The sequence below is a fragment of the Kitasatospora sp. NPDC093558 genome, from assembly GCF_040683475.1.
Classification (GTDB): Bacteria; Actinomycetota; Actinomycetes; order Streptomycetales; family Streptomycetaceae; genus Kitasatospora.
Genome location: NZ_JBFBDY010000968.1, coordinates 1 through 1,905 on the forward strand (window position 1 = coordinate 1; position 1,905 = coordinate 1,905).

Annotated in this window: 3 protein-coding genes; 1 reads left to right on the forward strand and 2 read right to left on the reverse strand. The window is 72.6% G+C overall.

The genetic code is table 11. From position 1 onward, the window contains the following. A partial coding sequence (locus AB0O00_RS37465; protein WP_363659162.1) for an SDR family NAD(P)-dependent oxidoreductase occupies window positions 1-214 on the reverse strand: 214 nt, incomplete at its 3' end. A gap of 195 nt (window positions 215-409) precedes the next feature. Between AB0O00_RS37465 and AB0O00_RS37470 the strand changes: the two genes are divergently transcribed. Further along, window positions 410-1,264, forward strand: a complete 855-nt coding sequence (locus tag AB0O00_RS37470) for a helix-turn-helix transcriptional regulator (protein ID WP_363659163.1) — start codon at window positions 410-412, stop codon at window positions 1,262-1,264. 150 nt (window positions 1,265-1,414) lie between these two features. Here the strand turns inward: AB0O00_RS37470 and AB0O00_RS37475 are convergent. Further along, a partial coding sequence (locus AB0O00_RS37475) for a hypothetical protein (RefSeq protein ID WP_363659164.1) occupies window positions 1,415-1,905 on the reverse strand: 491 nt, incomplete at its 5' end.

The following is a 1,905-nucleotide window of genomic DNA, read 5'->3' on the forward strand; positions in this document are numbered from 1 at the left end:
GGTCGGCCCCGGCCAGGTGCCGGTTGTCGAAGGCGCGGGGCAGCCGGGCGCTCGCCCGGCGGGCTTGCTCGGTGCTGCGCACCCCCAGCACGACCCGGGCGCCGGCGCGCCCGAGCTCGCGGGCGGTGACCAGGCCGATGCCGCGGCCGGCTCCGGTGATGAGTACCGTCCGGCCGGTCATGCCCGGCAGGTCGGCAGCTGTCCACTTGGCCATGGGGCTCCTCTCCTCTCGGTCGCTGCGGTGTCGGCCGCCACGCGGAGGCGCTGCGTCGTTCCGCCGCTACCAGTGGACGGCACCCGGCAGCACGGATGAAGGACCCGCTCAACCACTGACCGGCGGTCAGTGGTTGAGGTCGCTCGCGGCTGCGACGATGGTGGCCGCACAGCACTCGACCCCTGGGGCGGACCTATGGAGCAGACGGTGGACCGCGCGTCATTGGGCGCCTTCCTGCATGCCCGGCGCGAGGCCCTGCAACCGGAGGACGTGGGACTGCGCCGCGGATCGCGCCGGCGTGCCCGCGGGCTGCGACGGGAGGAAGTGGCCGAACTGTGCGTCATGACGGCCGACTACTTCGCCCGGCTGGAACGGGGTAACGGGCCGCAGCCCTCGCAGCAGATGGCGGCCGCCATCGCCCGCGGACTGCGCCTCACCCCGGACGAGCGCGATCACCTGTTCCTCCTGTGCGGACACAGCGCTCCGCGCCGGCGGACGCGCAGCGAGCACATCAACCCAGGCCTGATGCGCATCCTGGACCGGCTTCAGGACACCCCGGCACAGGTCATGGGCCCCCTCGGCGAGACCTTGCTGCAGACGCCTCCTGCCGTCGCCCTGCTCGGAGAACAGACCCACTACACCGGGGAAGCCCGCAGCGCCCCCTACCGGTGGTTCACCGACCCGGCCGCCCGTGTGCGGTACCTCCCCGACGATCACGGCCTCAACAGTCGGGTGAACGTCGCGCTCCTGCGGGCAGCGTCCACCGGGCAAGGGCCCCGGTCACAGGCCGCCCGTCTCGTGGCGAGCCTGCTGCACCGAAGCACGGAGTTCGCGTCACTGTGGGACCGCCAAGAGGTCGGCCTGCGCTGGAGCGACACCAAACGGTTCGTCCACCCGCAGGTCGGGCGCATCGACCTGTTCTGCCAGAATCTGCAGGACCCCGACCAGTCGCAGTCCCTGCTCGTCTTCACCGCGACGCCCGGGACCGACAGCCACGACAAGCTGGCGCTGCTGAACGTCCTCGGCCCGGACAGCCTCCCGATCGGCTGACGCCCGCGAGCCCAGGTCACCGCGGTTGAGCCCGCAGCTTCACGAACAGCACTCCTTCACGAACAGCACGCCGCTGCCCGTGACCGCCCTCGGCTTCGTCGGGCACGAGCTGCGTCAGCCGACGAGCGAGCCGAAGGCGGTCGACGGCCGCTACTGCTCGACGGTGATCAGCTGCCCGCTCGGGCCGAGCGTGGTGCGTCGGTGGGTGAGGGCCGCGACCGAGCGGGTGTCCTCCCGGCTGCGGTAGAGGCTGATCGCCGTGGAGCGGTGGACGGCGGCCTCCCGGTCGCGGCCATGGCGGGTGAGGAAGGCGGCATACTGTGCCTGGGCCTGACTCAGCAGCATGTCGTCCCCGGTGTCGGCACTCAGCCCGATCAGCTCGCTCCAGGCGGCCTCCGCCTCGGCGGTGCGGCCGAGGCCGTCAAGGGCCAGGGCCTCGAAGAGCAGTGCGCCGCGCGCCGGTTGGGTGTGCGGCGCGTCGGCGAGCAGGAAGCGGCAGCGGCGGGCGCGGCGGAGGGTGTGCGTCATCGGCACCGAGCACAGCTGGGCGACGCACATCCGGGTCAGCACAAAGGCCTCCAGCCAGTGGTCGCCCTCGGCGGTGGCGGCCGACAGGGCCTGCTCGAAGCAACGGTCGCCCG